This window comes from Actinomycetospora chlora (assembly GCF_039542135.1).
In the GTDB taxonomy this organism is placed as follows: Bacteria; Actinomycetota; Actinomycetes; order Mycobacteriales; family Pseudonocardiaceae; genus Actinomycetospora; species Actinomycetospora chlora.
The window spans coordinates 40,324-66,391 of the sequence record NZ_BAABHO010000002.1 but is presented as its reverse complement, the minus strand read 5'-3'; the positions used below and the strand labels follow the sequence as shown (position 1 = coordinate 66,391).

The 26,068-nt window shown below is 75.0% G+C and carries 27 protein-coding genes; 11 read left to right on the top strand and 16 right to left on the bottom strand.

Annotated elements, in window-relative coordinates:
- The first annotated feature begins 43 nt into the window (after positions 1-43).
- Positions 44-616, top strand: coding sequence for an RsiG family protein (locus ABD994_RS01380; RefSeq protein WP_345410544.1), 573 nt, complete (start codon positions 44-46; stop codon positions 614-616).
- A gap of 78 nt (positions 617-694) precedes the next feature.
- Here ABD994_RS01380 and ABD994_RS01375 read toward each other — a convergent pair whose 3' ends face one another.
- Positions 695-1,597, bottom strand: a complete 903-nt coding sequence (locus ABD994_RS01375) for a DUF8083 family protein (protein WP_345410543.1) — start codon at positions 1,595-1,597, stop codon at positions 695-697.
- Positions 1,598-1,734: 137 nt separating this feature from the next.
- On the opposite strand from ABD994_RS01375, the gene ABD994_RS01370 reads away from it, so the two are divergent.
- Positions 1,735-1,923, top strand: coding sequence for a DUF3073 domain-containing protein (locus ABD994_RS01370; RefSeq protein ID WP_345410542.1), 189 nt, complete (start codon positions 1,735-1,737; stop codon positions 1,921-1,923).
- Positions 1,924-2,056: 133 nt separating this feature from the next.
- On the top strand, positions 2,057-2,278 hold the full coding sequence (locus tag ABD994_RS01365) for a hypervirulence associated TUDOR domain-containing protein (RefSeq protein WP_345410541.1): 222 nt from the start codon (positions 2,057-2,059) through the stop codon (positions 2,276-2,278).
- Positions 2,279-2,284: 6 nt separating this feature from the next.
- Here ABD994_RS01365 and purM read toward each other — a convergent pair whose 3' ends face one another.
- The 6 genes from purM to ABD994_RS01335 form a co-directional block, all read right to left on the bottom strand.
- Positions 2,285-3,376: a phosphoribosylformylglycinamidine cyclo-ligase gene (gene purM, locus ABD994_RS01360; protein ID WP_345410540.1), complete on the bottom strand. Its 1,092-nt coding sequence runs from the start codon at positions 3,374-3,376 to the stop codon at positions 2,285-2,287.
- Between the two features lie 60 nt (positions 3,377-3,436).
- Positions 3,437-5,098 carry an amidophosphoribosyltransferase gene (purF, locus tag ABD994_RS01355; protein ID WP_345410539.1) on the bottom strand — a complete coding sequence of 554 codons (1,662 nt, stop codon included), beginning with the start codon at positions 5,096-5,098 and terminating at the stop codon, positions 3,437-3,439.
- Between the two features lie 124 nt (positions 5,099-5,222).
- Positions 5,223-7,373: a putative bifunctional diguanylate cyclase/phosphodiesterase gene (locus ABD994_RS01350; protein WP_345410538.1), complete on the bottom strand. Its 2,151-nt coding sequence runs from the start codon at positions 7,371-7,373 to the stop codon at positions 5,223-5,225.
- Positions 7,366-8,172, bottom strand: coding sequence for an SAM-dependent methyltransferase (locus tag ABD994_RS01345; protein WP_345410537.1), 807 nt, complete (start codon positions 8,170-8,172; stop codon positions 7,366-7,368). Before ABD994_RS01345 ends, ABD994_RS01350 begins: the two co-directional genes overlap by 8 nt.
- A gap of 97 nt (positions 8,173-8,269) precedes the next feature.
- Positions 8,270-8,671, bottom strand: coding sequence for a sterol carrier family protein (locus ABD994_RS01340; RefSeq protein ID WP_345410536.1), 402 nt, complete (start codon positions 8,669-8,671; stop codon positions 8,270-8,272).
- A gap of 22 nt (positions 8,672-8,693) precedes the next feature.
- A complete protein-coding gene (locus ABD994_RS01335) occupies positions 8,694-9,353 on the bottom strand; it encodes a TetR/AcrR family transcriptional regulator (protein ID WP_345410535.1) in 660 nt (219 codons plus the stop codon).
- A gap of 76 nt (positions 9,354-9,429) precedes the next feature.
- Here ABD994_RS01335 and ABD994_RS01330 point away from each other — a divergent pair, with 76 nt between their 5' ends.
- A complete protein-coding gene (locus tag ABD994_RS01330) occupies positions 9,430-10,548 on the top strand; it encodes an FAD-dependent oxidoreductase (protein WP_345410534.1) in 1,119 nt (372 codons plus the stop codon).
- A gap of 10 nt (positions 10,549-10,558) precedes the next feature.
- Entirely contained in the window at positions 10,559-11,266 is a 708-nt protein-coding gene (locus ABD994_RS01325; RefSeq protein WP_345410533.1) for an SGNH/GDSL hydrolase family protein, read from the top strand.
- Between the two features lie 6 nt (positions 11,267-11,272).
- Here the strand turns inward: ABD994_RS01325 and purL are convergent, their stop codons facing one another.
- A complete protein-coding gene (gene purL, locus ABD994_RS01320) occupies positions 11,273-13,567 on the bottom strand; it encodes a phosphoribosylformylglycinamidine synthase subunit PurL (RefSeq protein WP_425550004.1) in 2,295 nt (764 codons plus the stop codon).
- A gap of 348 nt (positions 13,568-13,915) precedes the next feature.
- Between purL and ABD994_RS01315 the strand changes: the two genes are divergently transcribed.
- Positions 13,916-14,425: a hypothetical protein gene (locus ABD994_RS01315; RefSeq protein WP_345410532.1), complete on the top strand. Its 510-nt coding sequence runs from the start codon at positions 13,916-13,918 to the stop codon at positions 14,423-14,425.
- Here ABD994_RS01315 and purQ read toward each other — a convergent pair.
- Together purQ and purS are read right to left on the bottom strand one after the other, a co-directional pair.
- Positions 14,409-15,098, bottom strand: a complete 690-nt coding sequence (gene purQ / locus ABD994_RS01310) for a phosphoribosylformylglycinamidine synthase subunit PurQ (RefSeq protein ID WP_345410531.1) — start codon at positions 15,096-15,098, stop codon at positions 14,409-14,411. The genes ABD994_RS01315 and purQ overlap by 17 nt on opposite strands.
- Positions 15,095-15,331: a phosphoribosylformylglycinamidine synthase subunit PurS gene (gene purS / locus ABD994_RS01305; protein WP_345410530.1), complete on the bottom strand. Its 237-nt coding sequence runs from the start codon at positions 15,329-15,331 to the stop codon at positions 15,095-15,097. The genes purQ and purS overlap by 4 nt, the downstream gene beginning before the upstream one ends.
- A 42-nt stretch (positions 15,332-15,373) precedes the next feature.
- Here purS and ABD994_RS01300 point away from each other — a divergent pair, with 42 nt between their 5' ends.
- Positions 15,374-16,006, top strand: a complete 633-nt coding sequence (locus tag ABD994_RS01300) for an MBL fold metallo-hydrolase (RefSeq protein WP_345410528.1) — start codon at positions 15,374-15,376, stop codon at positions 16,004-16,006.
- Between the two features lie 52 nt (positions 16,007-16,058).
- On the opposite strand, the gene ABD994_RS01295 is transcribed toward ABD994_RS01300, so the two are convergent.
- The 3 genes from ABD994_RS01295 to purB all read right to left on the bottom strand — a co-directional run bounded on the left by ABD994_RS01295 (position 16,059) and on the right by purB (position 19,171).
- A complete protein-coding gene (locus ABD994_RS01295) occupies positions 16,059-16,724 on the bottom strand; it encodes a hypothetical protein (protein WP_345410526.1) in 666 nt (221 codons plus the stop codon).
- A 105-nt stretch (positions 16,725-16,829) separates the two neighbouring features.
- Positions 16,830-17,729 carry a phosphoribosylaminoimidazolesuccinocarboxamide synthase gene (locus ABD994_RS01290; RefSeq protein WP_345410524.1) on the bottom strand — a complete coding sequence of 300 codons (900 nt, stop codon included), beginning with the start codon at positions 17,727-17,729 and terminating at the stop codon, positions 16,830-16,832.
- A gap of 11 nt (positions 17,730-17,740) precedes the next feature.
- On the bottom strand, positions 17,741-19,171 hold the full coding sequence (gene purB, locus ABD994_RS01285) for an adenylosuccinate lyase (protein ID WP_345410522.1): 1,431 nt from the start codon (positions 19,169-19,171) through the stop codon (positions 17,741-17,743).
- Between the two features lie 110 nt (positions 19,172-19,281).
- On the opposite strand from purB, the gene ABD994_RS01280 reads away from it, so the two are divergent.
- The 4 genes from ABD994_RS01280 to ABD994_RS01265 are packed head-to-tail and all read left to right on the top strand — an operon-like array spanning position 19,282 to position 23,621.
- Positions 19,282-20,484 (top strand): PP2C family protein-serine/threonine phosphatase, encoded by a 1,203-nt coding sequence (locus ABD994_RS01280; protein WP_345410520.1) that lies wholly within the window; start codon positions 19,282-19,284, stop codon positions 20,482-20,484.
- Positions 20,481-22,115 (top strand): sensor histidine kinase, encoded by a 1,635-nt coding sequence (locus ABD994_RS01275; protein ID WP_345410518.1) that lies wholly within the window; start codon positions 20,481-20,483, stop codon positions 22,113-22,115. Before ABD994_RS01280 ends, ABD994_RS01275 begins: the two co-directional genes overlap by 4 nt.
- Positions 22,112-22,549 carry a response regulator gene (locus ABD994_RS01270; RefSeq protein WP_345410516.1) on the top strand — a complete coding sequence of 146 codons (438 nt, stop codon included), beginning with the start codon at positions 22,112-22,114 and terminating at the stop codon, positions 22,547-22,549. The genes ABD994_RS01275 and ABD994_RS01270 overlap by 4 nt, the downstream gene beginning before the upstream one ends.
- Positions 22,550-22,580: 31 nt before the next feature.
- A complete protein-coding gene (locus tag ABD994_RS01265; protein WP_345410514.1) occupies positions 22,581-23,621 on the top strand; it encodes a threonine aldolase family protein in 1,041 nt (346 codons plus the stop codon).
- A gap of 77 nt (positions 23,622-23,698) precedes the next feature.
- Here ABD994_RS01265 and ABD994_RS01260 read toward each other — a convergent pair whose 3' ends face one another.
- The 3 genes from ABD994_RS01260 to ABD994_RS01250 are packed head-to-tail and all read right to left on the bottom strand — an operon-like array spanning position 23,699 to position 26,016.
- Positions 23,699-24,478, bottom strand: coding sequence for a potassium channel family protein (locus tag ABD994_RS01260; protein ID WP_345410512.1), 780 nt, complete (start codon positions 24,476-24,478; stop codon positions 23,699-23,701).
- Positions 24,479-24,497: 19 nt separating this feature from the next.
- Positions 24,498-25,640 (bottom strand): pyridoxal phosphate-dependent aminotransferase, encoded by a 1,143-nt coding sequence (locus tag ABD994_RS01255; protein ID WP_425550003.1) that lies wholly within the window; start codon positions 25,638-25,640, stop codon positions 24,498-24,500.
- 43 nt (positions 25,641-25,683) lie between these two features.
- Positions 25,684-26,016, bottom strand: a complete 333-nt coding sequence (locus ABD994_RS01250; RefSeq protein ID WP_345410508.1) for an ArsR/SmtB family transcription factor — start codon at positions 26,014-26,016, stop codon at positions 25,684-25,686.
- Between the last annotated feature and the right edge of the window lie 52 nt (positions 26,017-26,068).

The window sequence follows — 26,068 nt, the reverse complement described above, 5'->3', positions numbered from 1 at the left end:
GCGGGATGACATCCCCCACCCGTGTCCCGCACCATGGGGAGCCATGATCGAGTTCCGGCAGGGCGGTCGTCGACGCCTCGACCGCGTGCTCGACCCCGCCTTCCTCGCCGACCTGGGCACCTGCCCGCTGGACGACGTGCGGTCGAAGCGGGACGACGCGGCCCAGGAGGAGACGGACCTGTCCTACCTGCGGCGGCTGCTGCACGCGCGCATGGACATCGTCCGCTTCGAGCAGCGGCGGCGCACCGCCACGGCCGAGGGCGGGGAGGAGCCGTCGCTGGTCGACGAGCTGCCCCGCATCCTGGCCGACAACGCGCTCGGACCGTCCGCGGGCCGCGGCCGGCACCACACCGTCCAGCCCTCGCGCGCCGAGTCGCACCGCCGCCACGTCGAGGCGCTGCTCGCCGACACCGGGCTCTCCGACGTCGCGACGCTCTCCGACGACGACCTCACCGCCGCCGCCCGCGAGTACGCCCAGGAGGAAGCGTCGGTCTCCGAGCACCGCGGCCGGGTGCAGCAGGTGATGGACGCGTGCAACGACGAGCTGGGCCGCCGCTACCGCGAGGGCTCGGCCTCGGTCGACGACCTGCTGCGCCGCGAGCGCGAAGGCGCCTAGCCACCCGTCTCCTCCCGGGTTACTGGCTGGTATCGCTCGCTCAGCGAGCGATACGAGCCAGTAACCGCCGAGGGCCCGTCAGTTCGCGCGCTGGTGGACGGCCACGGCGGCCCAGAAGTCGCGCAGGCGCCGGTAGCACGCCATCGCCCGCTCGGCGTCGCCCGCGCGGAGGGCATCGAGCGCCTCGGTGACGTCCTCGGCCGAGGTGTCGGCCGCCAGCACCTGGTCGTCCATCAGCGCGACCAGCCCGCCGTAGTCGAGCTCGACCAGCGAGCCGGCGTCGAAGTGCCGCAGCCAGCGGGCGGTGTCGCGCAGCACGTCCGACGGGCCGTCGTCGCCGAGGGTCTCGGTCAGCAGGTCGGCGCCCGCGTCCGCCCGGGCGAGCGTGTCGGCCATCGACATCCGCCAGTAGCAGCGCCGGGTCGGCGCCTCCGGCGCGGTGACGGCGTCGTCGCTGGGCAGCACGAGGACGCGCTCGGCCGGGTCGACGAGCGCGAACCACGGCAGCGGCACGGTCCAGGTGGCCGAGACGATGTGGGTGGCGGCGTCGCCCAGCTCGGCGACGACGGCCTCGGCGCGCGAGCGCACCGCGGACTCCTCGACGGGCAGGGCGGCGGCCCGCAGCACCGGCTGCTCGCTGCTCAGGAACCCGACGAGCGCGGCGGCGGCCCGGGGGCGCGTCTCGAGGGGGCAGACGAGCGTCGTCGGGCCGAACGGCTCCTGCCCCGGTCCGCCCGGGCCGTCGGCGAGCAGCACGTCGGCCGGGCCGTCGTAGGAGGTGCCGTCGGCGCGCTCGCCGGGCAGCAGGCGCGGCGGGACGCCCAGCTGTGCGCGGAGACACACATCACGATCGCGCCGCCCCGCGTCCACCGCCCGGACCGCTCCGCGCGCCAGACCGGCGCGCACCCGTGCCGCCAACGGTCCCTGCAGCGCACCCAGGGGTTCGTACACACGCAGGTAGCAGACGAAGGGGGCGGGCACGGGCGCCGATCGTGCCATGTCACGTCGCGACCCCGATCGGACACACGGTATTGTCGTGAGTACGAGAGTTACCTCAGATTTCAGGGGGCCGCCGGAGATGCTCCGGCCGCCCCCGCCCTGTGCGAGGGGGTCCAGCCATGGGACGCGGACGAGCCAAGGCCAAGCAGACGAAGGTGGCCCGAGAGCTCAAGTACAGCTCCCCGAACACGGACTTCGACGCGCTGCAGCGCGAGCTGGGTAGCGGCGACGACCGCTTCTCCCCCCGCTCCGACGACGACGACACGGTCGACGCGCGCTGGGGCGAGTACAGCTACGACGAGCGGTGACCGCTCCGTCGAGCTGACACGTCAGCCGGCACGGCTCCCGTCCGGGGGTGGCACGCTTCGCCGCCGCCCGGGCGGGTAACCGCGCCCGTCCACCGCTCACCACCGAGCGGTGCCGAGGCGCGAGGAGGCGGCCGTGAGCAAGTCGTTCAGCAAGGGCGACGACGTCAAGTGGAACTGGGGCCAGGGTCAGGCCGAGGCCACGGTCAAGGAAGTCCACACCGAGCGCGTCGAGCGCACCATCGACGGCAAGAAGAAGACGCGCAACGGCACCGACGACAACCCGGCCTACGTGCTGGAGCAGTCGAACGGCCAGACCGTGCTCAAGCTCCACTCCGAGCTCATGCCCGATGACTGAGACGGACTAGAAGCGGGGGTGGTCGCCGCGCAGCACCGCGTGGCCGGCGTCCACCGGCCCCTCGTCGTCGGTGGTCGCGCGCACCTCGCCCAGCACCCACGACGGCACGTGCTTGGCGGTCAGCACCGCCATCGCGCGGTCGACGTCGTCGGGCGGCAGCACCACGACCATGCCGACGCCCATGTTGAAGGTGCGCTCCATCTCCTCGCGGGTCACGCGCCCGCGGGAGGCGATGAGCTTGAACACCGGCGCCGGGGTCCAGGTGGTGCGGTCGAGATCGGCGGTGAGGCCCGCGGGCAGGACGCGCGCCAGGTTGGCGCACAGGCCCCCGCCCGTGACGTGCGCGAACGTGCGGACGTCGGTCTCGGCGGCGACGGCGAGGCAGTCGCGGGCGTAGATGCGGGTGGGCTCGAGCAGCTCGTCGCCGAGCGTGCGGCCGAACTCCTCGACGTGGCCGTCGAGCGACATCCGGCCGATCTCGAGCAGCACCTGCCGGGCGAGCGAGTAGCCGTTGGAGTGCAGGCCCGACGACGCCATGGCGACGACCGTGTCGCCCGGGCGCACGCGGTCGGGCCCGAGCATGCCGTCGGCCTCGACCACGCCGACGCCGGTGGCCGACAGGTCGTAGTGGTGGGGCTCCATCACGCCGGGGTGCTCGGCGGTCTCGCCCCCGAGCAGCGCGCAGCCGGCGAGCCGGCAGCCCTCGGCGATCCCCGCGACGATCTTCTCGACCTTCTCCGGCACGAGCTTGCCGATCGCCAGGTAGTCCTGGAGGAACAGCGGCTCGGCGCCGCAGACCACGAGGTCGTCGACGACCATGGCGACGAGGTCGCGACCCACCGTGTCGTGGCGGTCGGCGGCCTGGGCCACGGCGAGCTTGGTGCCGACGCCGTCGGTCGACGCGGCCAGCACCGGCTCCCGGTACTTCCCCGTCCGCAGCGCGAACAGCCCGGCGAACCCGCCGATGCCGCCGAGCACCTCGGGCCGCGTCGTGGACGCCGCCAGGGGCTTGAGCCGGTCGACGGCGCGCTCGCCGGCCGCGACGTCGACGCCCGCCGCGGCGTAGCTCGCGTGCGCGTCGTCGGGGGCGTCGGTCATCGTCGGGGAACCTCGCAGAGGGGTGGGGACGTCACCGGACGTCAGGGACGGCTGACGACGTCAGGGACGGCTGAGGGCGTCCTCGGCACCGTAGCCGGGACTGCCCAGCGCCACGGCCGCCCCGTTCCCGTTCCCGCGACCCGTGTGCACCACGGGACCGCCGGCGTCGCCGCCGTCACCGCAGCTGGCGCCCGTGACGTCCTCGAGCAGGTGCTTGCCCACCATCGCGTCCTCGGGCAGGGCGATGGGGTACTCGCCGGAGAAGCAGGCCGTGCACAGCCGCGAGCGCGGCTGGTCGGTGGCCGCGACCAGGCCCTCCTGCGAGATGTAGCCCAGGCTGTCGGCGCCGACCGAGCGGCGCACGCCCTCGTCGTCGAGGCCGTTGGCGATGAGCTCGGCCCGCGACGCGAAGTCGATGCCGTAGAAGCAGGGCCAGCGCACGGGCGGGCTGGCGATGCGCACGTGCACCTCGAGGGCGCCGGCCTCGCGCAGCATCCGCACCAGGGAGCGCTGGGTGTTGCCGCGGACGATCGAGTCGTCGACGACCACGAGGCGCTTGCCGCGGATGATCTCGCGCAGGGGGTTGAGCTTGAGCCGGATGCCCAGCTGGCGGATGGTCTGCGAGGGCTGGATGAAGGTGCGCCCCACGTAGGCGTTCTTGACCAGGCCCTGGCCGTAGGGGATGCCGGAGCCCTCGGCGTAGCCGATCGCGGCCGGCGTGCCCGACTCGGGCACCGGGATCACCAGGTCGGCCTCGGCCGGGTGCTCGGCGGCGAGCCGTCGGCCGATCTCGACGCGCGCCGAGTGCACGCCCCGGCCGGAGATCGAGGTGTCGGGCCGGGCGAGGTAGACGTACTCGAAGATGCAGCCCTTGGGCTCGGGCGCGGCGAAGCGGGAGCTGCGCAGGCCCTCGGCGTCGATGGCGATGAGCTCGCCGGGCTCGACCTCGCGCACGAACGACGCGCCGACGATGTCCAGCGCGGCGGTCTCGGAGGCGACGACCCAGCCGCGGTCGAGCCGGCCGAGCACCAGGGGCCGGACCCCGTGGCGGTCGCGGGCCGCGTAGAGCGTGGTCTCGTCGCAGAAGGCGAGGCTGAAGGCGCCCCGCAGGTCGGGCAGCAGGCGCAGGGCCGCCTCCTCGACGCCGAGATCGGCCGCGCTGTCGGCCAGCAGGCCGGTGACGACGTCGGAGTCGGTGGTGGCGCCGTCGAGCGCGGATCGCCCGCGACCGTGCACGCCCCGGCCGCCGTGCCGGGCCGCCTGCTCGTCGCGCCGGCGGAAGAGCTCGGCGGTGTTGACGAGGTTGCCGTTGTGGCCGAGCGCGAGGCCCGTGCCGGCCGCGGTGGTGCGGAACGTCGGCTGGGCGTTCTCCCAGGTGGGAGACCCCGTCGTCGAGTAGCGGGTGTGCCCGACCGCGAGGTGCCCGCGCAGCGACGAGAGCGTCTGCTCGTCGAAGACCTGGCTGACCAGCCCGAGGTCCTTGAACACGACGATCTGGCGGCCGTCGCTGACCGCCATGCCGGCGGCCTCCTGGCCGCGGTGCTGCAGGGCGAACAGGCCGAAGTAGGTGAGCTTCGCGACCTCCTCGCCGGGCGCCCAGACACCGAAGACGCCGCACTCCTCCTTGGGGCCCTCGTCGAAGGCCGGAGGTGAGCCCTGCGCGGGCTCGGTGGCGGGAGACGGTGTTGCCGTGGGCCGAGGATCGCTTCCGGCTGGGTCCACCGGGACGGCTCCTTGTCGACGGTGATGCCACGAGGCGTGCCGCGCCCAGACTACGCGCCGGTACCCGGCGCCGGGGCCCCCGCGCGCCGGGCGGGGCGCGATCCCCGTCTCAGGCGGGCCCGGCTCAGCGGGTGCGCAGGGCGGCCAGCGGCGCCCCGCGGCGCACGAGGTCGGCGACGTCCGCGGCCGGGAGCGCCGGGGCGAACAGCCAGCCCTGGCCCTCGTCGCAGCCGAGCGCGCGCAGCCGCGCCGCCTGCGGCGCGGTCTCGACGCCCTCGGCGGTGACGGTGAGGTCGAGGGCGTGACCGAGCGCGACGAGGGTGCCGACGATGCGCTCGTCGACCTCGTCGGAGAGCTCCTCCTCGCGCAGCCCCTCGCCGAACGAGCCGTCGAGCTTGATCACGTCGACGGGCAGCTTGCGCAGGTAGGAGAGGTTCGAGTAGCCGGTGCCGAAGTCGTCGACGGCGATGCGCACGCCGAGGGCGCGCAGCCCGTCGAGCGCCTTGAGCGGGGCGCCCTCGTCGGTGGTCAGGGCCCGCTCGGTGAGCTCGACCTGCAGCCGGTGCGACGGTAGGCCCGTGCGCTCGAGCAGCGCGCCCACCTCGGCCACCAGGCCCGGCTCGAGCAGCTGGCGCGGGGCGACGTTGACGCTGACGAACGGGGCGGCGTCGCCGAACTCGGCGTACCAGTCGCGGGCGTCGCGGCAGGCCGTCTCGAGCACCGTGCGGCCGAGCGCCACGATGACCCCGGTCTCCTCGGCGGGCTCGATGAACAGCGAGGGCGAGAGCACGCCCAGGCGGGGGTGCTGCCAGCGCACGAGGGCCTCGACGCCGCGCACGCGGTGGTCGGCGAGCGAGACCAGCGGCTGGTAGAGCACGAAGAACTCGCCGTGCGAGACCGCCGAGGGCAGCGCGGCCGAGAGCGAGAACCGGGCCGTCTCGGCCTCGTCGCGACCGGGATCGTGGACGGCGAAGCGGCCGCGGCCCTCGGCCTTCGCGGTGTAGAGCGTGATGTCCGCGGCACGCATCAGGTCCGACGCCGTGGTCTCGGTGACGGCCTGCTCGACCAGGCCCATGCTCGCGCCGACCACGAGCTCCTGGCCGGCCAGCCGCACCGGCGGCGAGAGCGCGGCCAGCACCCGCTCGGCCAGGGCGACCAGGCCGTCGACGCCGTGGGAGTCCTCCACGAGCACGACGAACTCGTCACCGCCGGTGCGGGCCACCAGCTCGCCCTCGCCGGCGCACTCCTCGAGCCGGCGGGCGACCTCCTGGAGCATGGTGTCGCCGACGTCGTGCCCCAGGCTGTCGTTGATGGTCTTGAAGCCGTCGAGGTCGAGGAAGCAGACGCCGATCCGCCGCGTCGAGCCCGGCCGGGTCTCGGTGAACACGCGCTCGAGGCGCTCGGTGAGGCGGGCGCGGTTGGCCAGGTCGGTCAGCGGGTCGTGGTAGGCCTGGTAGGCGAGGTGCGCCTGGAGGCGGTGCCGGTCGGTGACGTCCTCGAGCATCGCCAGCTGGTAGGCCGGGCGGCCCTCCTCGTCGCGCACCAGCGAGAGCGTCAGGTGGCCGACGATCTCCTCGCCGTTGCGGCGGAAGAAGCGCTTCTCGACGCGGAAGTTGTCGATCTCGCCGCGCAGCAGGCGCTCGTAGAACTGCCACACCGAGGGCGCGTCGTCGGGGTGGGTGAGGTCGCCGACCGTCAGGCGCCGGAACTCGTCGACCGTGTGCCCGAACATCCGCGTCAGGGCCGGGTTGACCTCGAGGATCCGGCCCTGCATGTCGCCCAGGCCGATGCCGATCGCGGCCTCGTGGAACATGGCGCGGAACCGTGCCTCGCTCGCGTGCAGCGCCTGCTCGGTGTGGTGGCGCGCCACGAGCACGGCGCGGCGGATGGCCTCCTGCTCGTCGAGCGTGCGGTCGCGCAGCGCGGCTGCGTAGCCCGCGGCGAGCGTCGCCGTCAGGGCGTGCACCGCCGGCGTCACCTCGGGGCCGTAGAGCGCCGGCAGCCGCTCGGCCAGCAGGACCAGCGTCCGCTCGACCGTCTCGGGGCCCGTGAAGTGGGCCGCGACGAGCCGGCGGCCGATCGCGGCGCCGGCGGCGGGGCGCGGCGGGTCCGCCCGCACGGCGTCCACCACCCGCTCCGCCAGCTCCCGCAGGTGCGCCTGGAGCTCGTCGGACGCCATCGACACGTAGCTCGTGCCCTCGACCTCGTCCGCCCACGCGGCGGCGAGGTCGTCGATCGGGTCGGCGTCCGGCACGGCGGACAGGGGCTCAGTCACGACGCCCCACGGCGGCGTAGCCGGTGAAGCGTTCGGGGTGCTCGAGCGTGGCCGACGGGTTCTCCGGCCGCCACTCGGGCAGGAACACGATGCCCGGCTCGATGATCGAGAAGCCCTGCAGCAGGCCCGCCACCTCGTCGCGCGAGCGCATCGTCATCGGCGTCGCGGTGCGGCGGTAGAGCGACTGGTGCTCGTCGGCCCGGTCCGGCGCGCCGTCGGCGCTCGCGTGGCTGACGACGAGGTGGCTGCCCGGGGCCAGCGCCTCGCGGTACCGGGCGAGCACCTCCGCCGGGCGGCGCTCGTCGCCCACGAAGTGCAGCAGCGCGACGACCAGCAGCCCGACCGGTCGTGAGAGGTCGAGCAGCGAGCGCGTCACGGGGTCGCCGAGCACGGCGTCGACGTCGACCATGTCGGCCTGGACGACGCCGGTGCGCGGGTCGTCGGCGAGCAGGGCGCGGGCGTGGGCGACGGCCACGGGGTCGATGTCGACGTACACGACGTGCGCGTCCGGCCGCTCGGCCTGGGCCACCTCGTGCACGTTGCCCACGGTCGGGATGCCGGAGCCGATGTCGAGGAACTGGTCGATGCCGCGGTCGGTCAGGTGGCGGACCGCCCGGCGCATGAACGCGCGGTTGGCCTGCATGATCCGGGGCAGCTCCGGCCAGTCGGCCACCGCCCGCGCGGCCATCTCCCGGTCGGCCGCGAAGTTGTGCAGCCCGCCCAGGTAGTAGTCGTAGACGCGCGCGGCGCTCGGACGGTCGACATCGACCTCGTCGGGTGCCCAGCTCGGCCGATCCACCGGGCCTCCCCTCCCACACCCTCACGACCCACCGCCCGTGGCGCGCCCGGCCGTCACCGTCCGGACACGGCGATGATACGGGCGATACCGCCTGGGCTCAGGGCTTCTCACACGTTCGATGCACGTCAACCACCGGGAGCCATCGCGCGATCTCGCCGGCGCGGTGCCCCGACGCGGAGACGCGGTCCGCGGCACCGTCCCAGCTCAACAGGCCCAGCGCGAGCGCGAGCCACGTCGCGGGATCGGTCTCGACGACGTTGGGTGGCGTGCCCCGGGTGTGCCGGGGGCCCTCCACGCACTGCACGGCGCCGAACGGCGGCACCCGCACCTCCACCGAGTGGCCGGGCGCCGCGTGCTCCAGCGTGCGCAGTGACGAGCGCACCGCGGCGGCGAGGGCGGGCCGCGGTGGGCGCTCCGTGCCGTCGGGGTCGCGCACCCACGGGGCCACGGCGAGCAGCTCCGCGCGCACCTGCGCGGGGTCGGGCGCTCGGCGGGGCACGGTCGTCCAGCCTAGTGCCGGATCACGACCGGGGCGGGTGGAGCGCCGCGACACCGGCCAGGGCGAGGTCGATGCCGGCGAGGAACTGCTCGCGGTCGTCGTGCGCCCGCATCTGGCCGGCGACGGCGCGGGTGAAGGGGTAGGCGTCCGGGTCCAGGTCCTCCCACCCGCGCGCCATCTCACCCAGGATCGCGGCACGGTCGCCGCCGGGACCCACGACGCGGGCGTTGGCGGCGTTCTGGGCGGCGGCGCCGACGATGTACTGCACCAGCACCGACGCCACGGTGAACCACCGCCCGCGCGGCACGCCGAGCGCCCGCACCTGTTGCCCGACGCTCTCGAGCAGCCGGGGGTCCGTCGTCTGCCACGGCCCCGACGCGAGCTGGGCGGCGACCCACGGGTGCGCGTCGATGGCGTCGAAGAGGGCGAGGGCGACCGCCCGCAGCCGGTCGCCCGGCGCGCCGGCGGGGTCGGCGGCCAGCGCAGGGCTGACGACGGCGTCGGTGGCCGCGGCGAGCAGCTCGCCCTTGTTCGCGACGTGCCAGTAGATCGCGCCGGGGCCGGTGGCGAGCCGGTCGGTGAGCGCGCGGAAGGTCAGCCCGCCCTCGCCCGCGGCGTCGAGCAGCTCGACGGCGGCGTCGACGATGCGCTCGCGCGACAGCGACTCGGTCCGGCGGGGCACGAGGTCATGTTGACAGCTCTGGAGCGCCGTTCCAAGCTTGATTGGAACGACATTCCAGCGAGCTGCGGAGGTCCCCGTGCGCACTCCCGTCACGATCGTCGGCGCCGGCCTGGGCGGGCTGGTCCTCGCCCGTGTCCTGCACGTCCACGGCATCCCGGCCACGGTCCACGAGGCCGAACGATCACCCGACGAGCGCGCGCAGGGCGGCATGCTCGACATCCACGCCGAGAACGGCCAGCCCGCCCTCGAGGCCGCCGGCCTCACCACGGCGTTCCGCGGCCTCGTCCTCGAGGGGCGCGAGGCGATGCGCATCACCCGCCCGGACGGCACCGTCCTGCTCGACGTGCCCGACGAGGGGGACGGCGGGCGGCCGGAGGTCCAGCGCAGCGAGCTGCGCACGCTCCTGCTCGACGCGCTGCCCGCGGGCACGGTGCGGTGGGGCCACCGGGTCACCGGGGTCCGCGCGCTGGGCGGGGGCCGCCACGAGGTCGCGTTCGCCGACGGCGGCACCGAGGTGACCGAGCTGCTCGTCGGCGCGGACGGCGCCTGGTCGCGGGTGCGGCCGCTGCTGTCCGACGCGGTGCCGCGGTACGTCGGCCGCTCGTTCGTCGAGACCTGGCTCGTCGACGGCGACACCCGCCACCCCGCCGCGGCGGCGGCCGCCGGCGGCGGGTCGCTCATGGCGCTGGCCCCCGGCCAGGGCATCCAGGCCCACCGCGAGAAGGGCGGCACGCTGCACGCCTACGTCTCGCTCGACCGTCCCCGCGAATGGTTCGACGGCATCGACTTCGGCGACGCCGCCGGCGCGCGAGCGCGGATCGCGGCGGAGTTCGCGGGCTGGGCGCCCGAGCTGACCGCGCTGATCACCGACGCCGACACCCCGCCGGTGCTGCGCCCGCTGCACACGCTGCCGGTCGGGCACCGCTGGGAGCGCACGCCGGGCGTCACCCTGGTCGGCGACGCCGCGCACCTCGCGCCGCCGAACGGCGAGGGCGCCAACCTCGCGATGCAGGACGGCGCCGAGCTGGCCCAGGCCCTCGCCGCGCAGCCCGACGACGTCGAGTCCGCGCTCACCCGCCACGAGGAGGCGATGGTCGAGCGCGGCGCCGCGGCCGACGGCGCGGAGCTGCACGCGATGATGTTCGGCGACGACGCGCCGTACGGACTGATCAACGCGTTCGCGGGCGCGCACTAACGTGACCGGCGTGCCGCGCCTCCGCACCCTGGTCCTCGCCGGTGTCCTCGGGTTCGTGGCCGTCCAGGCCCGGCGGCTGTGGCTCGCCACCACGATGGAGACCGACCACGCGGCCTACTGGCGGCGGCGCCGGCGCAGTCCCGGTGACGTCCTGCTCGTCGCGCTCGGCGACTCGCTGGCCCAGGGCCTGGGCGCCGTGCACCCGGAGCGGTCGTGGGCGGGCCGGCTCGCCGACGCGATCGAGGCGCGCGACGGCGTGCGGGTGCGGGTCGTGAACCTCGGCGTCACGGGCGCGACCGTCGCCGAGCTCCGCGCCGGGCAGCTGCCCGCCGTACCCGACGGTTGGGACTCCCCGGACGCCGTCGTGGCGCTGGCGATCGGCACCAACGACGCGGCCCAGGACACTCCCGAGGACGACTTCCGCCGCGACCTCACCGCCGTGTGCGCGGCGCTGCCCGCCGGCGCGCTCGTCGCCGACGTCCCCGACCTGCAGCGCGGGGTCGTGCAGCAGCGCGGCCGACGGCTCGCCGAGATCGCCCGCGAGGTCGTCGCCGCCCGGCCCGACCTGCGCCCCGTCGCGCTCGAGGCCGCGACCCACCGCGTCCGCGTCTGGGAGGCCGGGCCGGATCTCGCCCACCCCAACGGCCGCGGCTACCGCCGCTACGGCGCGGCCTTCACCGCGGCCCTGCCGCTGCGAACGGGTATCCCTCGCGCCTGACGGCGCTCAGTCCAGCGCGGCCGGGAGGGTGGCGTCGGCGAGGGTGCGGAGCTCGGCGAGGGGCAGCTCCTCGACGCCCTCGATGCGCAGCACGTCCCCGCCGACCTCGCCGAGACGGGCCGCGGGCTGTCCGGCCTCGACGCAGCGGCGGGCGAGCTCGGGCTCGTCGCCGGGGGCGACGGTGACGAGCATGCGCGCGCCGGTCTCGGAGAACAGCACGGACGCCGGGTCGAGGCCGGGCGCCGGGGGCAGCGTGACGGCCGCGCCCCGGCCGGTCGCCAGCGCGGCCTCGACGAGCGCCTGGGCGAGGCCGCCGTCGGAGAGGTCGTGCGCCCCCGACAGCAGCCCGTCCACGGCGGCGTCGGCCATGAACGCCGCGAGGCGCTGCTCGACGGCCAGGTCGACGCGCGGCGGCAGCCCGCCGAGGTGGTCGTGCACGACGCCGGCCCAGGTGGAGCCGTCGAGCTCCTCGCGGGTCTCACCGAGCAGCCAGACCGCGTCGCCCGCCGGCCCGAGCCCGGAGGGCACCGACCGCGTGACGTCCTCGAGGATGCCGAGCACCCCGACGACCGGGGTCGGCAGGATCGCCGTCATCCCGGTCTGGTTGTAGAAGCTGACGTTGCCGCCGGTCACGGGCAGCCCGGTGGCGACGCAGGCGTCGGCGAGACCGGCGACGGCCTCCGCGAACTGCCACATCACCGCCGGGTCCTCGGGCGAGCCGAAGTTCAGGCAGTCGGTGACCGCGACGGGCACCGCGCCGCTGCTCGCGACGTTGCGGATCGACTCGGCCAGCGCGAGCTGGGCGCCGGCGCGGGGGTCGAGCTGGCAGAAGCGGGCGTTGGCGTCGATCGACACCGCGACGCCGCGCCGCCCGTGCTCGTCGACGCGCACGACGCCGGCGTCGGCGGGCGCGGCCGAGGTGACGTTGCCGCGCACGTACCGGTCGTACTGCTCGGTGACCCACGTCCGCGCGGCCAGCGCCGGGGAGCCGACGAGCGTGCGGACCTGCGCCGCGATCTCCGCCGGCCCCGACGGGCGCGGCCGGCCGGCGACCGTGTCGGCCTGCAGCGCGTCCTGCCACGCCGGGCGGGCGTAGGGCCGCTCGTAGACCGGGCCCTCGTGGGCGACGGTGCGCGGCGGCACGTCGACGACGGTCCCGCCGCGGTGGGTGACGCGCAGCCGGTCGCCGTCGGTGACCTCGCCGACGACGGTGGCCGTGACGTCCCAACGCCGGCAGACCGCCATGAAGGCGTCGACGTTCTCCGGCGTGACCACCGCGCACATCCGCTCCTGCGACTCGCTGGAGAGGATCTCGGCGGCGGTCATGTCCGCCGCGCGTAAGGGGACGGTGTCCAGGTCGACGTGCATGCCGCCGTCCCCGGCGCTCGCCAGCTCGCTCGTCGCGCACGAGAGCCCGGCGCCGCCGAGGTCCTGGATGCCGACCACGAGCCCGGCGCCGAACAGCTCGAGGCAGCACTCGATGAGCACCTTCTCGGCGAACGGGTCGCCGACCTGGACGCTGGGCAGCTTCTTCCGGCCCGTGCCCTCGGCGAACGTCTCGGAGGCGAGCACGGAGACGCCGCCGATGCCGTCCAGGCCGGTCCGGGCACCGAAGAGCACGATCTTGTTGCCGGTGCCGGACGCGAACGCGAGGTGCAGGTCCTCGTGGCGCAGGACGCCGACGCAGAGGGCGTTCACCAGGGGGTTGCCGGCGTAGCTCGGGTCGAAGACGACCTCGCCGCCGATGTTGGGCAGGCCCAGGCAGTTGCCGTAGAAGCCGACGCCGGAGACCACGCCGGGCAGCACGCGGGCGGTGTCGGGAGCGTCGAGCGGCCCGACGCGCAGCCCGTCCATCACCGCGACCGGTCGGGCGCCCATGGCCATGATGTCGCGGACGATCCCGCCCACGCCCGTCGCGGCGCCCTGGTGCGGCTCGACGTACGACGGGTGGTTGTGCGACTCGATCTTGAAGGTGACCGCCCAGCCGTCACCGACGTCGACGACGCCCGCGTTCTCGCCGATCCCGGCGAGCAGCCGGGCCCGCATGGCCTCGGTGGTCGTCTGCCCGAAGCGGCGCAGGTGGACCTTGGACGACTTGTAGGAGCAGTGCTCGGACCACATCACCGAGTACATGGCGAGCTCGGCCTCGGTGGGCCGGCGCCCGAGGATCTCGCGGATCCGGGCGTACTCCTCGTCGCGCAGGCCGAGCGCCGCGTGCGGTTGCGGCTCGTCCGGCGTCGCGGCAGCGTGGTCGACGGTGTCGAGGGGCGGCAGCTCGGGGTCGGGCGTCTCGGGGAGCACGGGACCCACGGCGGTCGGGCCCGGGGGGACGGTCACGCCGTCGAGGGTAGGCGTCCTCCGCGCACGCCCGCCGGGGCCCGCGACGGCCGCCACGCGGCGGTCGCCCACGGTGAGCGCGCGGCTACCCACGATATGCGGTCGGTAAACCGTCACTCGTCGACGTCACCGGCTCCACACGGCGCTGTCCGCCACACGCCCACCGTGCACACGGCCGTGAGCACCCAGACCCTCGACCATTCGCTCGATCGGATGTCCGCTCGTGGTCCAACACGGTCGATTCGTCGCGACACGGATCAGGCGTGTCGCGCAATACCCGGGGGTGTCGGACCCTCGATACATCATGGAGCCATGACCACCGCTTCCGTCTCCTCGACGACCGGTGCGACGTCCGCCGACACGGCCGGGACGTCCTCCGGCCTCGGCGCCACCGACCCGCTCGCGCAGCTCGGCCTCGTGCTCGACCACGAGCTGCTCGGCGTCCGCCGGCACGCGCTCGAGCTCGCCGGCCGCGTCCCGGACAGCGTCCGCCCCCACGTCGACGTCGCGGCGGGGATGCTCGAGCTGCTGATCGACGACGGGGCCGGCGGCGTCGTGGTCCTCGCCCTCGCACCCGGAGCGCGGGGCGACACGGTGGTCCCGCTGCTGCCGGCGGCCCAGCCCGCCGAGCCGGGCGGCCGCGACGTCTCCCTCGAGGCGCCGTTCGACGAGGTCGTCGGCGAGGCCGTCGAGGACGTGTCGCGCCTGCTCACCCACGTCGAGCGCCCGGACGAGATGCGCGGTGTCGTGCTGCACCTCGGCGGGCGGATGCTGCTGGTCTACGCCGACCTGTGGGAGCTGCGCGTCAGCCTGCTGCCGTAGAGAGCGCGGCCGCCAGCACCGAGGTGAACAGCCCCAGCCCGTCCGCGCTCGGGCCGGTGAGGGTGTCGATCGCGTGCTCGGGGTGCGGCATCAGGCCGACGACGCGGCCGTCGGCGGAGCTGACGCCGGCGATGTCGCGGAGGGCGCCGTTGGCCGCGGGAGCGGTGTAGCGGAACACCACCCGGCCCTCGCCCTCGAGCGCGTCCAGCGTGGCGGCGTCGGCGACGTAGCGGCCCTCGCCGGACTTCAGCGGCACGCGGATCTCCTGGCCGACCGTGAACGACGAGGTCCACGCCGTCTCGGCCTCCACGCGCAGCCCGACCTCGCGGCAGACGAAGCGCAGGCCCTGGTTGCGCACGAGCGCGCCCGGCAGCAGCCCCGCCTCGCAGAGGATCTGGAAGCCGTTGCAGATGCCGAGCACCGGCAGGCCCGACCGCCCGGCCTCGACGACCGGGCCCATCACCGGCGAGCGCGCGGCGATCGCGCCGGCTCGCAGGTAGTCGCCGTAGGAGAACCCGCCGGGCACGATGACGGCGTCGACGCCCCGCAGGTCGGCGTCGTCGTGCCACAGGCCCACCGGCTCCCCGCCCGCATAGCGCACCGCGCGGGCGGCGTCGACGTCGTCGAGCGTGCCGGGGAAGGTGATGACCCCGACGCGGGCCCCCGCCGTCACGACACCCTCCGCACGACCCACTCCTCGATCACCGGGTTGGCCAGCAGCGTCGCCGCGATGTCCTCGAGCTCGGCGTCGCCGACGGTGTCGTCGACCTCCAGCTCGAAGTGCTTGCCCTGGCGGACGTCGGCCACCCCCGTCACCCCGAGGCGGCCCATCGCGCGGGCGACGGCCTGGCCCTGCGGGTCGAGGATCTCGGCCTTCGGCAGGACGTCGACGATCACGCGAGCCACGCCGTCCAGGTTACCGGGCGGCGGGCAGGGAACTCGGGTGGCGTGGAACTCGTGCACCTCGGTCATGCCTGCGTGGTCGCCGACACCGGCTCGGCCAGGATCCTCATCGACCCCGGGGCCTTCTCCGAGGGCTACCAGACCCTCGAGGGCCTCGACGCGATCCTGATCACGCACCAGCACTTCGACCACCTCGACCTTGAGAAGCTGCCCGCCCTCCTGGGCCAGAACCCGGACGCCGAGCTCGTCGTCGACCCGGGCACCGCGGAGCAGCTGCGCGAGCGCGACATCGCGCACACCGTGCGGGAGCCGGGCGAGCGGTTCACGGTCGGCGGGTCGACGGTCGACGTGGTCGGCGGCGACCACGCGGTCATCCACCCCGACATCCCGGGCATCACGAACAACGGCTACCTGCTCGACGGCACCGTCCTGCACCCCGGCGACTCGTTCACCGTGCCCGAGCGCACCCCCGACGTGCTGTTCCTGCCGACCGGTGCGCCGTGGCTCAAGGTCTCCGAGGCCGTCGACTACCTGCGCGCCGTGGCCCCGCCGCTGGCGGTGCCGATCCACGAGGCCGTCCTGGCGAACCCGGACCTGCACTACGGCCTGTTCTCCACCCTCGCCCCCGAGGGCACCGAGGTCCGCGTCGCGCCGCGCGGGGTGGCTCTCGCCATGTGAGTGATGTGGGTCGTCCTCACGACCCAGATCACTCACGTGGGCCGCAGGCCCCTCAGGCCGTGATCGACCAGTGCTCCGGGTCCCCGAGCGCGGCCGGGCGGCGCGGGGCGCGGCGGGGGACGAGCTCGCCGGCGCCCAGCGGCGTCGCGCCCTCGGCGAGGGCGTCGTCGACGAGCGCTCCCGCGAGGCGCGGGTCGGTGCGGGCGTCGAGGGCCAGGTGCCGCAGGGCCGGCTCGGCGCGGCGGCGCGACCGGCGCGCGCCGGGACCGCCGACCGGCCCGCGCCACGACGTGGTGAGCGCCCCGTCGCCGGCGAGACGGTGGACGCCCGCGTCGTCGAGCACGAGCCCGAGGCCGGCGGCCGCCAGCGCGGCGCGCGTCCCGGCCGAGACCGACCAGCCCGGGGCGGCGAACCCGTCGACGGCGAGGCCGAGGGCGTCGCGGGCGCGCAGCGCGGCGGTCAGCCGCAGCCCGGCCTCGTGGGCGGGCAGCCGGCGGTAGGGACGTCCCGGGACCTCCTCCCGCAGCAGGACGACGTCGCCGACGCGGCGCCGGGAGGTGGCCCAGGCGACGACCTCGGGGTGCGGGCGCGCCCCGGCGAGCAGGGTCGCGGGCACGCGGCGGGCGTCGAGGGCGTCGGCCAGCGCGACGGCGGCGTCGAGGGCCGCCCCGGGCGCGAGCCCGGCGACGGAGACCAGCAGGCGCGGTGGTGTCGTCACGCCCCCATGGGGCCAGGCGCAGGTGCCGCCCGTGCGACGGGGGGATGAACAGTCGCGCTCGGCTCGGCGACGACCCCGCGCGGGACCGTCGTCGCAGGTCAGCCCCTAGAAGGCCGGCGGCCAGTCCCGCCCGGTCAGTCGCGTGTAGGCCTCCACGTACCGCTCGCGCGTGGCCGTGATCACGTCGTCGGGCAGCGGCGGCGGCGCCTCGCCCGAGTGCCGGTCCCAGCCCGACGCCGGCGAGGTCAGCCACTCGCGCACGAACTGCTTGTCGAAGCTCGGCTGGACCGCGCCCGGCGCGTAGCCCTCGGCCGGCCAGAAGCGCGACGAGTCCGGGGTGAGCACCTCGTCGCCCAGCACGAGCGTCCCGTCCGGCAGGAGCCCGAACTCGAGCTTGGTGTCGGCGAGGATCAGGCCGCGCGAGGCGGCGTAGGCCGACCCGCGGGCGTAGACGGCGAGGGTCTGGTCCCGCAGGGCGCCGGCCAGGTCGGCGCCGACCAGGTCCACGACGTGCTCGAAGCTGACGTTCTCGTCGTGCTCGCCGAGGGCGGCCTTCGTGGCCGGGGTGAAGATCGGGGTCGGCAGCATGCTGGCCTCGGTGAGCCCGTCGGGCAGCGGGACGCCGCACACCGCGCCGTCGCGGCGGTAGTCGGCGGTGCCCGACCCCGCCAGGTAGCCGCGGGCCACGCACTCGACGGGGATCATCTCGAGGCGGCGCACGAGCAGCGCCCGCCCGCGGACCTCCTCGGGGATGCGCTCGTCGCGCGCCGCGACCAGGTGGTGCGCGATCGGCGGCGTCGCGACGTCCGGCCCGCCGAGCAGCTCGAACCAGAACACGCTCATCGCCGTGAGCACCCGGCCCTTGTCCGGGATCGGCGTCGAGAGCACGTGGTCGAACGCCGAGATCCGGTCGGACGCGACGAGCAGCAGCGTCTCGTCGTCGACCTCGTAGAGGTCCCGGACCTTGCCGGAGGCCAGGTGCCGGTAAGCGCTGAGGGCGACCACGGGCGCGCAGGCTAGAGGATCGGGGACGGCGTGTACGCCGCCGCGTCGGGCCGCGCCGCGACGAGCGCGTCCACCTTCCGCGTGACCTCGGCGATCTGGGCGCCGGCCGCGCCGACGAAGGCGTGCGGGTCGCCGACGGCGGCGTCGAGGTCGGCGGCCGAGAGGCCCAGGCGGGCGTCGCCCCCGAGCCGGGCGAGCAGGTCGTTGCCCTCGGCACCCTTCTCCCGCATGTCCAGGGCGACGGCCCGGGCGTGCTCGGAGATGATCTCGTGCCCGGTCTCGCGGCCGACGCCGGCGCGCACGGCGGCCATGAGCACCGCCGTCGTCGCGAGGAACGGCAGGTAGCGGTCGAGCTCGCGGGCGATCACCGCCGGGTAGGCGCCGAACTCGTCGAGCACGGTCAGGATCGTCTCGAGCAGCCCGTCGATGGCGAAGAACGCGTCGGGCAGCGCGACGCGGCGCACCACCGAGTCGGAGACGTCGCCCTCGTTCCACTGCGCGCCGGCGAGCTCGGCGACCATCGCCGCGTTGCCCCGCAGCACGACGGCCAGGCCGTTGACGCGCTCGCAGGAGCGGGTGTTCATCTTGTGGGGCATCGCGCTGGAGCCGACCTGACCGGGCCGGAAGCCCTCGGTGACCAGCTCCTGGCCGGCCATGAGCCGGATCGTGGTGGCCAGCGACGAGGGCCCGGCGGCGAGCTCGACGAGCGCGGAGAGCACGTCGTGGTCCAGGGAGCGGGGGTAGACCTGCCCGACGCTGGTGAGCACCTCGGTGAAGCCCAGGTGCGCGGCGACGCGGCTCTCGAGCTCGGCGAGCTTCGCCTCGTCACCGCCGAGCAGGCCCAGCATGTCCTGCGCGGTGCCGACCGGGCCCTTGATCCCGCGCAGGGGGTAGCGGTCGATGAGCTCGGTGACCCGCCGGTGGGCCACCAGCACCTCGTCGGCCGCCGTCGCGAACCGCTTCCCCAGCGTCGTGGCCTGGGCAGCGACGTTGTGGCTGCGGCCGGCCATGACGAGCTCGCCGTACTCGCCCGCGCGCCGGGCCAGGCGCGCGAGCACCGCGACCGTCCGGTCGGCGACGTGGCGCAGCGACTCCCGGATCTGCAGCTGCTCGACGTTCTCGGTGAGGTCGCGGCTGGTCATGCCCTTGTGGGCGTGCTGGTGGCCGGCCAGCGCGTCGAACTCCTCGATGCGCGCCTTGACGTCGTGGCGCGTCACCCGCTCGCGCTCGGCGATCGACGCGAGGTCCACCCGGTCGACCACGGCGCGGTAGTCCTCGAGGACGCCGTCGGGCACGTCGACCCCGAGCTCGCGCTGCGCGGTGAGCACGGCGATCCACAGCTCGCGCTCCAGCGCGACCTTGCGCTCCGGCGACCACAGCGCGGTCAGCTCCGGCGAGGCGTACCGGGCGGCGAGCACGTTCGGGACCGTTGGGACACTCACGTGGCCGAGCGTACGGGCACGATCGGCGCAGGAGCGTGCTCCGCCGCCCGGACCGGGTACCGGGCACCACTACGGTCGACAGAACCCGTCGGGCAGGGGGAGGTGGACGCATGGACCCGGTCGAGGCCGTCGGCGCCGACGCGTCCGCCCCGCTGCGGGTGCTGCTGGTCGAGGACGACGACGCGGACGCCCTCCTCGTCACCGAGCACTTCGCCGACACCGACCTCGCCGTCGACCTGTCCCGCGCGCACTCCCTGGCCGAGGCCGAGGCGTCGCTCGCGACCGGCGACGGCGAGACCCCGGACTGCGTGCTGCTCGACCTCGCCCTGCCCGACGCGCACGACTTCGACGGCCTGCGGCGCCTGCTCCACGTCGACGGGCCCGCCGTGCTCGTGCTGACCGGGCGGCGCGACGAGCAGCTGGGCGCCGACGCGGTGGGCGTCGGCGCGCAGGACTACCTGGTCAAGGACGCGGTCGACGGCCCGTCGCTCGCGCGGGCGGTGCGCTACGCGGTCGAGCGCCGCCGCACCGACCGGGTGCGCCGGGCCCTGCGCGACGCCCAGCTGCGGGCCGACGAGAACGCCCGCCTCGAGCGCGGCCTGCTGCCCTCGCCGCTGCTCGAGGACCCCGAGGTCCGGATCCTCGCCCGCTACGAGCCGGGCACCGAGCAGACACTGCTCGGCGGCGACTTCTACGACGTCGTCGAGGGCCACGACGGCACGCTGCACGCGGTGATCGGCGACGTCTGCGGCCACGGCCCGGACGAGGCGGCGCTCGGGGTCAGCCTGCGCATCGCGTGGCGCACGCTGGTGCTCAGCGGGATCGACCCGGACCGCGTGCTGCCGACCATGCACGAGCTGCTGGTCAGCGAGCGGAACCACCCGACGCTGTTCACCACGCTGGCCGCCGCGACCGTCGACCCCACGCGGACGCGCCTGACCCTGCGGCTGGCCGGGCACCCGCCGCCCGCGCTGGTCGGCGAGGGCGAGGACACCCACCTGCTCTCCACCGAGCGCCTCGGGCTCCCGCTGGGCGTCGGCAGCGGGCAGCGCTGGGCGCCGCTGGAGCTGGAGCTGCCGCCGAAGTGGGCGCTGCTGCTCTACACCGACGGGCTGATCGAGGGCCGCCAGGAGTCCGGTGACGTGCTGTGGACCGACGGCCTGCAGGCGCTGCTGCGGGACATCACCGCGGGCCCGCTGCCCTGGCGGGACGACCCGGGAGCGATGCTGGACGCCGTGATGGAGCAGGTGCGGGCGCTGTCGACGGCGCGGATCGACGACGTGGCCGCCGTGCTGCTGGTGTCCGACCGGTGACGGCCCCGGCCACCGACCCCGCCCTGCACGCCCCGGAGGACCCGTCCCCGGCGCCGCGCCGGGACGAGCGGGTCCCCCGGCCGCGCCGGCGGCGTCGCGAGGGTCTGGCCCGCTGGTCACTGCTGCGCATCCTGGTCGTCACCGGGACGGTGCTCGCGGTGCTGCTCGCGGCGGCCGCCGTCGTCGGCGTGGTCGGGCTGACGCAGCTGGGCGACCGGCGCGTCGAGCTGGTCGACCGGCTCGACCCGGCGCTGCTCACCGCGCAGCAGCTCGACGCGGCCACCGTCGACCAGGAGACCGGCATCCGCGGCTACGCGATGGCCCGCACCCCGGACTTCCTCGTCCCCTACGAGCGCGGCCGCGCCGACGAGGCACGGCTGATCGCGGGGCTGCGCGCGCTGGAGGCCGACCAGCCCGCGGCGCTGGCCGACGTCGCGGCCGTGGAGTCGGCCACCGCGCGCTGGCGGGCGCTCTACGCCGACCCCACCGTGGCGGCCGTGGCGGCGGGCGCCCCGGCGCCGCCCGCCGAGGTGGGCAAGCCCGCGTTCGACGAGGTCCGCACCGCGCTCGACGCCCAGCGCACCCGGCTCCTGAACCAGCGGGACGCGGCCCGCGACGCCCTCGACGGCGCCGCGCAGATGCTCTGGGTCGTCGGCGTCGTGCTCGTGGTGGTGCTCGGGCTCGCGGTCGCCGGGCTGCTCGTCTGGCTGCGCCGCGTCGTCGTGGCGCCCGCCCACCAGCTGGCCCGCGAGGTCCGCGAGGTGGCCGACGGCGACCTGGAGCACCGCGTCTCCGCCTCCGGCCCGCGCGAGATCAGCGAGCTCGCCGAGGACGTCGAGGCCATGCGCGTGCTCATCGTGCGTGAGCTCGCCGACACCGAACGGGCCCGCCAGGAGCTGGCCCGGTCGAACTCCGACCTCGAGCAGTTCGCCTACGTCGCCTCGCACGACCTGCAGGAGCCCCTGCGCAAGGTGACGAGCTTCTGCCAGCTGCTCCAGCGCCGGTACGCGGGCCAGCTCGACGAGCGCGCCGACCAGTACATCGAGTTCGCCACCGACGGCGCCAAGCGCATGCAGGTGCTGATCAACGACCTGCTCTCGTTCTCGCGGGTCGGGCGCCAGAACGACCCGCCCGAGGAGGTGGACCTCGGCGACCTCGTCGACCGGGCCACCCAGAACGTCGCGGGGGCGCTCGAGGAGAGCGGCGGCACCGTCACCCACGGCGACCTGCCCAGGGTGATGGGCTCGCCCGCGCTGCTGACGACGGTGTTCCAGAACCTGCTCGGCAACTCCCTGAAGTTCCGCGGTGACGAGGCCCCGCGGGTGCGCGTCGAGGCCGAGCGCGATCCCGGGGACCCGGCGCGGTGGCTGCTGCGCTTCCGCGACAACGGCATCGGGATCGAGCCCGAGTACGCCGAACGGATCTTCGTCATCTTCCAGCGCCTGCACGCCCGCAACACCTATCCCGGCACCGGGATCGGGCTGGCGATGTGCCGCAAGATCGTCGAGCACCACGGCGGCACGATGTGGCTGGACACGACGGCCACCTCGGGCACCACCTTCGTGGTGGCCCTGCCGGCACTGCCCGTCCAGCCCGAGCCCGAGGGCCCCAGCGAGGAGACCGCACCGTGACCGACCCGATCACCGAGATCGACGTCCTGCTCGTCGAGGACGACGCCGGCGACGTGCTCATGACGCAGGAGGCCTTCGAGCACCACAAGCTGCGCAACCAGCTGCACGTGGTGTCCGACGGCGTCGAGGCGCTGGCGTTCCTGCGCCGCGAGGGCGAGTTCGCCGACGCGCCGCGGCCGGGCCTGATCCTGCTCGACCTCAACCTGCCCCGGAAGGACGGGCGGGAGGTGCTCGAGGAGATCAAGAACGACGAGTCGCTGCGCAGCATCCCCGTGGTCGTGCTGACCACGTCGCAGGCCGAGGAGGACATCCTGCGCAGCTACAACCTCCACGCCAACGCCTACGTCGCGAAGCCGGTCGACTTCGAGCGGTTCATCCAGGTCATCGGGCAGATCGACGACTTCTTCGTCTCGGTGGTGAAGCTCCCGCGGTGATGGCTCCGCCTCGTGAGCGGAATGGGTCGTCATGACGACCCGTTCCCCTCACGTGCCCCGCATCGACCTGCGCTCCGACACCGTCACGCGGCCCTCGGCGGCGATGCGCGAGGCCATGGCCGGCGCCGAGGTGGGCGACGACGTCCTCGACGGCGACCCGACGCTCGCCGCGCTGCAGGACCGCGTGGCCGACCTGCTCGGCGTCGAGGCGGCACTCTGGACGCCGACCGGCTGCATGGCCAACGCCATCGCCCTCATGCACCACCTGACACGCGGTGACAGGTTCCTCGCCCCCGTCGGCGCGCACGTGCTCGAGGCGGAGCTGGGCACGTCCGCATGGCTCGCGGGCGGGCTGCCCGCCCCCCTGGAGCACGACGGCGGTCCCGGCCGCCCCACCCCCGCGGCGGTGACGCGGGCGGCCGGCACCGCCGGGCCCTACTTCGGGCTGCGCACCCGGCTGCTCTGCCTGGAGAACACCCACAACGGCGCGGGCGGCGCGGTGACACCGGCCGGCGAGCACCGCGCCCTCGTCGCCGCTGCGCACGACGCCGGGCTGGCCGTGCACCTCGACGGCGCCCGGATCTGGCACGCGGCGGCGGCCCTCGACGTCCCGGTGTCCGAGCTCGCCGCCGGGGCCGACACCGTGAGCGTGTGCCTGTCCAAGGGCCTGGGCGCGCCGGTGGGCTCGGTGGTGGCCGGGTCGGCGGCGTTCGTCGCCGAGGCGTGGCGGCTGCGCAAGATGCTCGGCGGTGGCATCCGCCAGGGCGGCGTGCTCGGTGCGGCGGGGCTCGTGGCCCTCGACCAGCGCAAGGACCTCCTCGACGACCACCGCCGCGCGATCCGCCTGGCCGAGGGCCTGCAGGCGCTGGGCTGGCCGGTGCGCACGCCGGACACCAACATCATCCTGGTGCCGACGGCCGAACCGACTGCGCTGGTGTCCGCGCTCGCCGACGCCGGCGTCGCGGCCGTGCCGTTCGGCCCGGGCGTGCGGTTCGTGACCCACCGCGACGTCGACGACATGATGATCGAGACCACGCTCGACCGCGCCGCCGCCCTCCCCGTCCCGAGCTAGGCCGCTGCGAGCAACGCGGCATTGCTGGCACCGAGCGCCAGGATCGCCACATCCTCGGTGCGCGACACGCCGGAGAATCAGCCGGGTGCGGGCTCCGACGACCGACGCTCGGACTCGAGGGTGTCCAACCGGCTCCGCAGGTGGCGCAGCTCGGCGAGCAGCTCGTCGTGCCGGGCGCGGTCGTGGTCGACCTCCGGCCCGGACACCGCCTCGGACGCGTCGTGGGCCCCGACCTGCTCGAGGAACCACGTCGCGATCGCCGCGGTCACGGTGCCGAGCACGGCGATGCCCGCGAGCATCAGCCCGGCCGCGACGAGGCGGCCCTCCGTGGTCACGGGCGAGAGGTCGCCGTAGCCGACGGTCGTGATCGTCGTCAGCACCCACCACAGCGAGTCGCCGAACGTCAGGATCGACGCCTCCGGCGCGTCCCGCTCGGCCTCGTAGACGCCCAACGCGGCGACAATGCTCAGCAGCGACACCGAGACGATCAGGTAGCTGCCGACCCGCCCGCGGAAGTCGTCGCGCAGCACCCGTCCGAGCGTCGAGATCGCCGCCACCAGCCGCAGCAGGCGCAGGAAGCGGAAGAACGGCGCCGCGACGATGAGCAGGTCCAGCGGGTGCCGGTAGACGAACCGCCACGTGCGCCTGGCCAGGGCGAGCCGGACGAGGTAGTCGACGACGAAGACCGCCCACACCGCCCACAGCCCCGCGTCCAGCCACCACCACCAGGCCTGGCCCGGGCGCGTCGCGAGCACCTGGACGGCGTAGACCGCGAGGTAGAGCACCGCCAGCGCCGTCAGTGGGTAGTCGGTGCGGCGCTCCCAGGCCTCCAGGCGTGGCTCGTCGTCGGTCTCCACGGGCACGGAGAGTAGGTGCCTAGAGCGTCGGGAACCAGCGCCCGAGACGATCGAGCCCCTCCTGGACGTCCTCGGTGGCCCCCGCGAACGACAACCGGATCCACGTGTGGCCGTCGACGGGGTCGAAGTCGACGCCCGGGGCCACGGCGACGCCCGTCTCGTCGAGGATGCGCCGGCCGAACGCGAGGGTGTCGTCGGTCAGGTGCGCGACGTCGGCGTAGACGTAGAACGCGCCGTCGGCGGGGGCCAGGCGCGTCAGCCCGATCTGCGGGAGCCCGTCGAGCAGCAGGCGCCGGTTGACCGCGTAGCGCTCGACGTGGCCCTCCGCCTCCGCGATCGACGCGTCGCCGAACGCGGCCAGCGCCGCGTACTGCGGCGGCACCGGCGGGCAGACGGTGAAGTTGCCGGCGACGACGTCGACGGCCCGGCGCAGCCGTTCGGGCACGAGCAGCCAGCCCAGCCGCCAGCCCGTCATCGACCAGTACTTGGAGAACGAGGTGACGACGACCGCCTCGTGCGAGGTGCTCCACGCGCTCGCGGTCGGCGGCGCGCCCCCGTACTCGATGCCGTGGTAGATCTCGTCGCTGATCAGCTGGACGCCCTGCTCGTCGCACCAGCGCGCCAGCCGCGCGAGCTCGTCGGGCTCGATGACGCTGCCGGTCGGGTTGGCCGGGCTCGCGACGACGACGCCCTTCGGCGGCCGGTCGAGCGCCTCGAGCATCGCCACCGTGGGCTGGAAGCGGGTCTCCTCGCCGCAGGGCAGCTCGACGACGTCGCAGCCGAGCGCGGCCAGGATGTTGCGGTAGCAGGGGTAGCCCGGACGGGCCAGCACGACGGTGTCGCCCACGTCGAACGCGGCGAGGAACGCGAGCAGGAACCCGCCCGACCCGCCCGTGGTGACGACGACGTCCTCGGCGCGCACCGCGTCGTCGCCGTAGCGGGCACGGTGGTGGGCGGCGATGGCCTCGCGCAGCTCGGGGGTGCCCAACGAGCTCGAGTAGCCGAGGACCTGCTCGTCGAGGGCGCGCCTGGCCGCCTCCCGGACGGCGACCGGCGCGGGCGTCGACGGCTGCCCGGCCGAGAGGTTGACGAGGTCGCCGTGCGTCCGTGCCCGCTCCCCCGCCGCCGCCCAGACGTCCATCACGTGGAACGGGGGGACCATCGCCCGGGTCGCCGGGCCCAGGCGCGCCAGAGTCGTCACCCCGTCACCCTGACACGTCCTCCTCCGGACCGAGGACCGCCTGGAGGAGACCGGGGAAGCGTCGCTCGACGTCCTCGCGCCGGGCCGCCACGGTGCGGGTCCGACCCTCCACGACGGTGCGTGTCAGCCCGGCCTCGCGGAGGGTGCGGAAGTGGTGCGAGACGGTCGGGGCCGTGATGCCGAGGGTCTCGCACCAGGTGCTCGCGCTGCAGTCGAAGGGCTCCGGTCCCCGGTACATCGCCCGCATGATCGCGCGGCGGGCCGGGTCGACGAGCGCGCCGAGGATTGCGGTCATGTCCAGGTCCTCCGCCGCCGGCTCCGGCAGCGTCCGCGTCATCGACCCCCTCCTCGGACTTTGACGTGCGTCGAAGTCCACCGTAGCGTCCTGT

Excerpts from the sequence above, each read along its gene's own strand:
- ABD994_RS01280 (WP_345410520.1), top strand. The coding sequence starts at position 19,282 with ATGGACCCGGTCGAGGCCGTCGGCGCCGACGCGTCCGCCCCGCTGCGG.
- ABD994_RS01265 (WP_345410514.1), top strand. The coding sequence starts at position 22,581 with ATGACGACCCGTTCCCCTCACGTGCCCCGCATCGACCTGCGCTCCGAC.
- ABD994_RS01315 (WP_345410532.1), top strand. The coding sequence starts at position 13,916 with ATGACCACCGCTTCCGTCTCCTCGACGACCGGTGCGACGTCCGCCGAC.
- ABD994_RS01380 (WP_345410544.1), top strand. The coding sequence starts at position 44 with ATGATCGAGTTCCGGCAGGGCGGTCGTCGACGCCTCGACCGCGTGCTC.
- ABD994_RS01250 (WP_345410508.1), bottom strand. The coding sequence starts at position 26,016 with ATGACGCGGACGCTGCCGGAGCCGGCGGCGGAGGACCTGGACATGACC.
- ABD994_RS01255 (WP_425550003.1), bottom strand. The coding sequence starts at position 25,640 with ATGGTCCCCCCGTTCCACGTGATGGACGTCTGGGCGGCGGCGGGGGAG.
- ABD994_RS01370 (WP_345410542.1), top strand. The coding sequence starts at position 1,735 with ATGGGACGCGGACGAGCCAAGGCCAAGCAGACGAAGGTGGCCCGAGAG.
- purM (WP_345410540.1), bottom strand. The coding sequence starts at position 3,376 with ATGACCGACGCCCCCGACGACGCGCACGCGAGCTACGCCGCGGCGGGC.